The organism is Pseudomonas sp. P5_B2 (assembly GCF_056400445.1).
The window spans coordinates 1-7,442 of sequence record NZ_JBFULH010000197.1 but is presented as its reverse complement, the minus strand read 5'-3'; the positions used below and the strand labels follow the sequence as shown (position 1 = coordinate 7,442).

The following is a 7,442-nucleotide window of genomic DNA, read 5'->3' as shown; positions in this document are numbered from 1 at the left end:
GTCAATGCCTGGGCCTTGTAACCCGTATCGAGTGTGCCATCCGCCCTCTGGCGGGAGATACGGGCATGTGGACCTTACTCTTCGCCGCCGGAATGGCTGGCGAGCAACCCTCGGCCATCAAGGCGCAAGGCCCGTTTCATGGTCCTTTCGTGGCTGAATCAATTCTCGACACCATCGTTGAAAGCCTGATCTTGCACGGCTATGAACTGGCCGACGACCCACAAATCTGGTGCCTGCACCTGCAAGCCCAACTGCGGGAAATCAACGGGGGCCGTTGCCGCAATCTCGGTGGCTTTGAGTATCGTCCTGATCACTAAGTGGGTTATTGATCAAGTTCACTTGGATCAGCTGTGGCCAGTTTGACTTCGAAACCATATTGCACGGTGGTGAGTTCGCTGCGCTGATAGCTTTCCAGGCGTGTCGGCTGACCATAAAAGTAATGAACCTCAAATAACGCCGGGCCTTCGGCGCTTGCGTCATGCGTGACCGCAAGAATTTCTTTCAGGTAGTTTCCACTGTCGTCCTTGGCGAAAAATCGCCAGTCCTGCGCAGGAAACAGTTTCACATCCACCACCAGCGCATTGCCTTTGAGCTCCAGGCCCTTGGGCAACTTCCGGGTGTCGAGCGTCTGCTTCTCGATCGTGGCCAGGAACAACGGCATGGCGCCCACTGCATACGCTGGCGTTTGCGGAAACAGGTTCAGGTCGTAGGTGATCGTGCCGCGCAGAGGGTCAACCTGATAGGCCTGCGGTGGCAGTTCAATCGGCTCATCGCGTTTGCCACTACTGTCCGCGGTAAAAAAACTGAGCGGGCTGTCACCGAGGCTGAAAGTGCTGCCGAGCAACTCGTCATTGAAGCTTCTGGGATGATCGAACTCAATGCGCGCGGCGCTCGGATCTTCCACCGATTGATTGATATTGATGCTTTTTTTTAGCTGTTCTTCGCTCAGTGCTGCGCCCTTGAGCCAATTCGGCGTTTGATCGTCATATACCACCACCGGTAAAGTCAGCGGCGCGATGGTTTTATCCGTGGTGTGCGGGTCAAAGTGGCGTATCGGCAAGTTAAGGTCTTTGCGGGTTACTGTCGCGGCCGAGAAGTCCAACAAGTTGACCTCAAGGGTCTCGATCGGTCCGTTGAAGTACACCTTGGAATAATGCCGTCCCTGTTGCTGCTCAAACGCGCGCTGTTCTTCATTGAGCTGTTGTTCGAACGCCTCACTCCAAGCTGTCTGCTGCTGCATTTTCGCCAGTTGTTTTTTATAGAACGAGATTTGCGCAGCGGTTTCGTTGATTGAGCCTGCGCGTGAGAGAAACTGCCCGGTGGTGTCTTTGGCCTGAACAATCAGTGGAATCAACCGGGTTTCAGCGACTTCTGGAGGCAGTGGCGCGCTGTTGATGTATTCAATCTCGGCGTAGTTTTTTCCAAGCTTTAACAGGGTGACGCTGAGGTTGTCGTTGGTGCGCGTCTGTCCGACGTCCTTTTTGCTCAGGTCGAAGCTATAGAGCCGGCGCGGCGCGATCACTTCGACTTTGCCTTGCAGGCTCACCGGTTGCGGCTGGTTTTTTTTGTCGACATCCAGTCCGTTGATGAAGGGGTAGGTCACCGTCAGGTCATCGGGGCTGGTCAGGTTGGAACTCGACGGGCTGAACTGAATGCCGGGATCAGTTTCCGACCATTCGGGCTGGAAGGGGATGACCCGCTTGTTGCTCAGTGTCACCGATTGCCATTCCAGGCCATGGGGGAAAAGGAACGCTGCCGGAATACTGAAGTTGAAGGGGAACAACGGTTGCAGATCAGTCAGGTAATCGGAGCTTGAGTCCTTTTGCAGCACCAACAGGCCATTGATATAGGTGTCGACCAGAGCCTGGGGCGTGGGGTAGTGCTTGAGCACAGCGAGGGCGTCTTCGCCGTATTCGGTTTCCACCGGTTTACTGTCGAGCTTGAGTTGCGCACGTTCGAGCAACAAGAGTGAACCGCCGAGTTCGGAGATCGCGTCCTTGAGCTTCGGGTCCTGGATCTGATCCAGCGACTGCTCGAATTGCGCGGTTTTTTCCTCGAGGCTGATCTGGCGCTTATCCTCGCTGGGCGAGCAGCCGCTCATCAGCAGGGTCAGGCAAATGGCGGTACTCGTCAAAGGCAATCGCACATCCATTTTCCAGTCTTCCTGTCCGATATGCTGAGCAGTCAATAGTCTGGACACTAGCAGAAAAACATTACGACACAGGCGCAGGTAGCGGATTTTTCGGCAGTTTCTGGGTGCAACAGGTGGCTGTTATACTCGCTGCCATTTCCAGCCCCCTGTGTGAGATTCAATGGAACGCTTTATCGAAAATGCAATGTACGCTTCCCGCTGGCTGCTGGCGCCGATCTACTTCGGGCTGTCCCTTGGACTCCTAGCGCTGGCGCTGAAGTTCTTCCAGGAAGTTTTCCACGTTATTCCCAACGTCTTCTCGATGGCAGAATCGGATCTGATTCTGGTGCTGTTGTCGCTGATCGACATGGCGCTGGTGGGCGGTTTGCTGGTGATGGTGATGATTTCCGGTTACGAGAACTTCGTATCTCAACTGGACATCGATGACAGCAAGGAAAAGCTCAACTGGCTGGGCACCATGGATTCGTCTTCTCTGAAGATGAAGGTGGCCGCTTCCATCGTGGCGATTTCCTCTATCCACTTGTTGCGGATCTTCATGGACGCCAAGAACGTCGATCCCGAGCATTTGAAGTGGTACGTGATCATTCACATGACGTTCGTCGTATCAGCGTTCGCCATGGGCTATCTGGACAAGCTGACCAAGCACTGATCTGCACAACCCCCTGTAGGAGCCTGGCAAGCCAGGCTCCTACAGGGGGATTTGGTCGAACCGGACGGGTGGTGTGATTACTGGCTTGTACTTTGATGCGCCGAGGCCTATCCCTGTAAGTAGTCTTGGCTCGACACTGTATGAGGTGCATTCATGAACCTTGTTGAACTACGCGCTTACGCCATCGCAGGGAAAGTCGATGAGTTGAACCTGATCTCCATGGAGGGCGGGATCTACCTGCTGGAGGCGCGCATGCACGGTGCCGCGTATCCCTTGAGTGATGACCACAACCATATGTTCTCCGTGCGTTCGGTCGAGCATGCTCGGCAAGTGCTGCATGACTTCCCCTCCTTACCCTTCAACCTTGTACACGCCTCGGTACATGATGAAATGTGCGGTCTGGTTTCGAGCGTGGGGGAAAGCCTGAAGGTGCCGATCGCCTTCCGCTCTTCCTGGCATCACTGACAGCCCTCATCAGGACGATGACATCTGTGCTAGTCTGCTGGCCCTTTTAGTTCCGGGCGCTCCGGGATGCGCTGTGCACGCACGGCAAGTTCCCTGGCCGTCCGCACAGCGGAGCACTGTCATGTCCGAAGTAAATCTGTCCACCGACGAAACCCGCGTCAGCYACGGTATTGGCCGTCAGCTGGGCGACCAACTGCGCGATAACCCGCCACCGGGCGTTAGCCTGGACGCGATCCTGGCTGGCCTGACTGACGCCTTCAACGGCAAGGAAAGTCGTGTTGACCAGGAAGCAATGTCCGCGAGCTTCAAGGTGATCCGCGAAATCATGCAAGCCGAAGCGGCTGCCAAAGCTGAAGCCGCCGCTGGCGAAGGCCTGGCTTTCCTGGCTGAAAACGCCAAGCGCGATGGCATCACCACCCTGGCTTCCGGTCTGCAATTCGAAGTGCTGACTGCCGGCGAAGGCGCCAAGCCATCCCGTGAAGATCAAGTGCGCACTCACTACCACGGCACCCTGATCGACGGCACTGTGTTCGACAGTTCCTACGAGCGTGGCGAGCCGGCAGAATTCCCGGTTGGCGGCGTGATCGCTGGCTGGACCGAAGCCCTGCAACTGATGAACGCCGGCAGCAAATGGCGTCTGTACGTGCCGAGCGAACTGGCTTACGGCGCTCAAGGCGTTGGCAGCATTCCGCCGCACAGCGTACTGGTATTCGACGTCGAACTGCTCGACGTTCTGTAATACCCATGTGGGAGCGAGCCTGCTCGCGATGCGCTCATCGCGGTTTTCCTGTGAAGCCGCAGTGATGCTATCGCGAGCAGGCTCGCTCCCACAGTTTTTTGTGCCGACTCATATTTCGATCTTGTGGTGCAGTTCACTCGACGGGCGCAACGCCCGGGCGTAGCAGAACAAAAACAGATTACGCACCAGTTCCTTGAGCACCACCGGCTCGCTTGAACTCAGGTCGCTGACGTCCAGATCCCCCTGATCCTGCAGCTCGCTCAAGGCTTCTTCTTCAAGCACCGCACAGACTTCCCCGGTTTCCCGATGCAGGATCCTGAGGTAAGGGTGTGGGCGGTCCAGCCAGGCATCGATCAAATAAGTCATGTCTTTTCTCCATTGAACGGGTTTCAATGAGAATAATTCTTATTCATCAAATAGCAAGGGGCTATTGGCGCTTTGTGCTTTTTTGCAGGCAAAGATTGCGTCAGGTCAAAACGGCTGGCGTTTGGCTATTGCGCGTGCAGGCGGGATGAAGCGGGGGGAGGGCGAAGCACCATCCCACGCAAGGCGCGGGATGGAATACAGACGATTCAGACTTTTCTGACGAACTCGGATTTGAGCTTCATCGGACCGATGCCGTCGATCTTGCAGTCGATGTCGTGATCGCCATCGCACAGGCGGATGTTCTTGACCTTGGTGCCGACCTTGACCACCAGCGACGTGCCTTTGACCTTGAGGTCCTTGATCACGGTGATGGTATCGCCGTCCTGCAGGACATTGCCGACCGAATCCTTTTTCACGGTGTCATCGGACGCCACGTCGGCTTCGCCGCTGGCAGACCATTCGTGCGCGCACTCAGGGCAGATCAGCTGTGCGCCGTCTTCATAGGTGTATTCGGAATTGCATTTTGGGCAGGGTGGCAACGTGCTCACTAAAGCTCCTTGAATTCAGGATGGCTAAAAAGCGCACATTATATAGGGTTTTAGGCGGGAGAGGGCGGGACGCTGATAGACCTGTGGGAGGGAACCTGTGGTGAGGGGGCTCGCCCCCCGTTGGGTCGCGAAGCGGCCCTAAATTTCAAAGACTAACCGCGTGCAAAGGGTTTACGACTGATCCGCAGCCGAACGGGGGCAAGCCCCCTCGCAACAGGTCGCCCCCACAAAGGTTTGCTGTTAGTGCGTGCGGGCTACCGCAAACTCGCTCAATTCAACCAATGCATCGCGATACTCGCTGGCAGGCAGCGCGTCGAGGCATTTGATTGCACGTGCCACGTAATCACGGGCCAGTTGCGCGGTGTATTCCAGCGAGCCTGAGGCCTCTACCGCTTCGCGAATGCTTTCCAGGTCTTCGATGCCACCTTTCTGGATTGCCTTGCGCACCAGGGCTGCCTGTTCCGGGGTGCCTTCGCGCATGGTGTAGATCAGCGGCAGGGTCGGTTTGCCTTCGGCCAGATCGTCACCGACGTTCTTGCCCAGGGTTTCGGCATCGCCTTTGTAATCCAGCAGGTCGTCGACCAATTGGAAGGCTACGCCCAAATGATCGCCAAAGGTGCGCAGGGCTTCAGCCTGTTCTGCTGTGGCTTCGCAAAGAGCGGCGGCGCTGTGGGTCGAAGCCTCGAAAAGCATCGCAGTCTTGCCGCGGATGACTTCCATGTAGGTTTCTTCGGTGGTGCTGGCGTCACGGACCTTCGACAGTTGCAACACTTCGCCTTCAGCGATGATGCGGGTCGCTTGCGAAAGGATCTTCATGACCGGCATGGAGCCCAATTCGACCATCATTTCGAAGGAGCGCGAATAGAGGAAGTCGCCGACCAGCACGCTCGGTGCGTTGCCCCACATGGCGTTGGCGGTCGAGCGGCCACGGCGCATGCCGGACATGTCGACCACGTCGTCGTGCAGCAGGGTGGCGGTGTGCAGGAACTCGATGGTCGCAGCCAGCAGACGCAGGTCATCGCCTTCGCGGCCCAGTGCCTTGCCACACAGCAACACTAATAAAGGACGCAGTCGCTTACCGCCAGCCGAGGTAATGTAATCGCCGATTTTCGATACCAGCGGCACTCGGGAAGTCAGCTGCTTCTTGATGATGCCGTCGACGGCGCTAAAATCGTCCGCCACCGCGCGGTAGAAAGCTTGGGGTTGCATCAGCGACAGTCGCTCCAGAAGGGTTGCGCGGCATGCTAGGACCCACGTCGGCGAGTGTCAAGGCGCGATGGATGGCCTCTTGCATCGCCCCGGCAGCTTGCGTACAATCGCGCACCCTGAACTTCCTGGGCAGCACCTGCCTTACGCAATTGCAAACCGGCCTTCCAGCCTTATGCAGCCATGCCAGCCAATACCTCTTCTTATAAAGAGCTGGGTGAGCAGGATTATCGGAGAAATACCATGTCGTACGCAGTAATTGTTACTGGTGGCAAGCAATACAAGGTCGCCCCAGGTGAATACCTGAAGATCGAAAAACTGGAAATCGCTACCGGCGAATCCGTTACTTTTGATCGCGTTCTGTTGGTCGCCAATGGCGATGACGTGAACATTGGCGCTCCAGTTGTTGCTGGCGCTACCGTTGTGGCTGAAGTGATCTCCCAAGGTCGTCACGATAAAGTCCGCATCATCAAGTTCCGTCGTCGTAAGCACCACATGAAGCGTATGGGCCACCGCCAGTGGTACACCGAGATCAAAATCACCGGTATTCAGGCTTAATTTCAGCCTAATTCCTCACTAGGAGAATTGACTCATGGCACACAAAAAAGCTGGTGGTAGTACCCGTAACGGTCGCGACTCAGAAGCCAAACGCCTTGGCGTGAAGATGTATGGCGGCCAGGTTATCATTCCGGGCAACATCATCGTGCGTCAGCGCGGCACCCAATTCCACGCCGGTTACGGTGTTGGCATGGGTAAAGATCACACTCTGTTCGCTAAAATCGACGGCGTGATCAAGTTTGAAGTAAAAGGCGCTTTCAATCGCCGTTACGTAAGCATTGTCCCGAAGACTGACGTCGTCGCGGCATAATTACGTGGTTGCTGGAAAAGCCCTGTCTTGCGACGGGGCTTTTTCGTTTGTGGGGTGAGTCTCTTGCAAAGCTGTTTGTGATGGGCTCCAGCGCAGGTTTTGCGGTCGTTGATTGAGGTCGCTGCGCTCATTTTTGCAAGAGTCTTATGTCTAGATTTTTTCGGCTCGTCCGTATGGCGAGAGGCGTTTTGTTATGAAGTTTGTTGATGAAGTATCGATTCGAGTAAAGGCCGGCGACGGCGGCAACGGTTGCATGAGCTTCCGTCGCGAAAAATTTATTGAAAACGGCGGCCCGAACGGCGGTGACGGTGGTGATGGCGGCTCGGTCTACATGATCGCCGACGAAAACCTCAACACCCTGGTCGACTATCGTTACACCCGTCACTTCGATGCCGAGCGCGGTTCTAACGGTGGCAGCACCGATTGCACCGGCAAGAAAGGTGAAGAGC

Annotated in this window: 10 protein-coding genes and 1 pseudogene; 7 read left to right on the top strand and 4 right to left on the bottom strand. The window is 56.1% G+C overall.

The window, feature by feature from the left end; genetic code table 11:
• A partial coding sequence (locus AC1DRJ_RS15690) for a PA4575 family protein (RefSeq protein ID WP_477802968.1) occupies positions 1-317 on the top strand: 317 nt, incomplete at its 5' end.
• 5 nt (positions 318-322) lie between these two features.
• On the opposite strand, the gene AC1DRJ_RS15685 is transcribed toward AC1DRJ_RS15690, so the two are convergent.
• The gene (locus AC1DRJ_RS15685) at positions 323-2,152 is read right to left on the bottom strand and encodes a hypothetical protein (RefSeq protein ID WP_477802967.1); all 1,830 of its coding nucleotides are present in this window, start codon (positions 2,150-2,152) and stop codon (positions 323-325) included.
• Positions 2,153-2,312: 160 nt separating this feature from the next.
• Between AC1DRJ_RS15685 and AC1DRJ_RS15680 the strand changes: the two genes are divergently transcribed.
• From AC1DRJ_RS15680 to AC1DRJ_RS15670, 3 genes are all read left to right on the top strand, one after another.
• Entirely contained in the window at positions 2,313-2,801 is a 489-nt protein-coding gene (locus AC1DRJ_RS15680) for a TIGR00645 family protein (RefSeq protein WP_007943976.1), read from the top strand.
• A gap of 153 nt (positions 2,802-2,954) precedes the next feature.
• On the top strand, positions 2,955-3,266 hold the full coding sequence (locus tag AC1DRJ_RS15675) for a DUF6482 family protein (protein WP_477802966.1): 312 nt from the start codon (positions 2,955-2,957) through the stop codon (positions 3,264-3,266).
• 121 nt (positions 3,267-3,387) lie between these two features.
• The gene (locus AC1DRJ_RS15670) at positions 3,388-4,005 is read left to right on the top strand and encodes an FKBP-type peptidyl-prolyl cis-trans isomerase (protein ID WP_477802965.1); all 618 of its coding nucleotides are present in this window, start codon (positions 3,388-3,390) and stop codon (positions 4,003-4,005) included.
• Positions 4,006-4,113: 108 nt separating this feature from the next.
• Here AC1DRJ_RS15670 and AC1DRJ_RS15665 read toward each other — a convergent pair whose 3' ends face one another.
• The 3 genes from AC1DRJ_RS15665 to AC1DRJ_RS15655 all read right to left on the bottom strand — a co-directional run bounded on the left by AC1DRJ_RS15665 (position 4,114) and on the right by AC1DRJ_RS15655 (position 6,128).
• Entirely contained in the window at positions 4,114-4,371 is a 258-nt protein-coding gene (locus tag AC1DRJ_RS15665) for a PA4570 family protein (protein WP_477794486.1), read from the bottom strand.
• A 206-nt stretch (positions 4,372-4,577) separates the two neighbouring features.
• Positions 4,578-4,919: a zinc ribbon domain-containing protein YjdM gene (locus AC1DRJ_RS15660; RefSeq protein WP_046028563.1), complete on the bottom strand. Its 342-nt coding sequence runs from the start codon at positions 4,917-4,919 to the stop codon at positions 4,578-4,580.
• 240 nt (positions 4,920-5,159) lie between these two features.
• On the bottom strand, positions 5,160-6,128 hold the full coding sequence (locus AC1DRJ_RS15655) for a polyprenyl synthetase family protein (RefSeq protein ID WP_007943981.1): 969 nt from the start codon (positions 6,126-6,128) through the stop codon (positions 5,160-5,162).
• 240 nt (positions 6,129-6,368) lie between these two features.
• Between AC1DRJ_RS15655 and rplU the strand changes: the two genes are divergently transcribed.
• From rplU to obgE, 3 genes and pseudogenes are all read left to right on the top strand, one after another.
• The gene (rplU, locus tag AC1DRJ_RS15650; RefSeq protein ID WP_003176051.1) at positions 6,369-6,683 is read left to right on the top strand and encodes a 50S ribosomal protein L21; all 315 of its coding nucleotides are present in this window, start codon (positions 6,369-6,371) and stop codon (positions 6,681-6,683) included.
• A 34-nt stretch (positions 6,684-6,717) separates the two neighbouring features.
• A complete protein-coding gene (gene rpmA / locus AC1DRJ_RS15645; RefSeq protein ID WP_007943982.1) occupies positions 6,718-6,993 on the top strand; it encodes a 50S ribosomal protein L27 in 276 nt (91 codons plus the stop codon).
• Between the two features lie 193 nt (positions 6,994-7,186).
• Positions 7,187-7,442 (top strand): annotated as a pseudogene (gene obgE, locus AC1DRJ_RS15640) (GTPase ObgE); the annotation flags it as partial.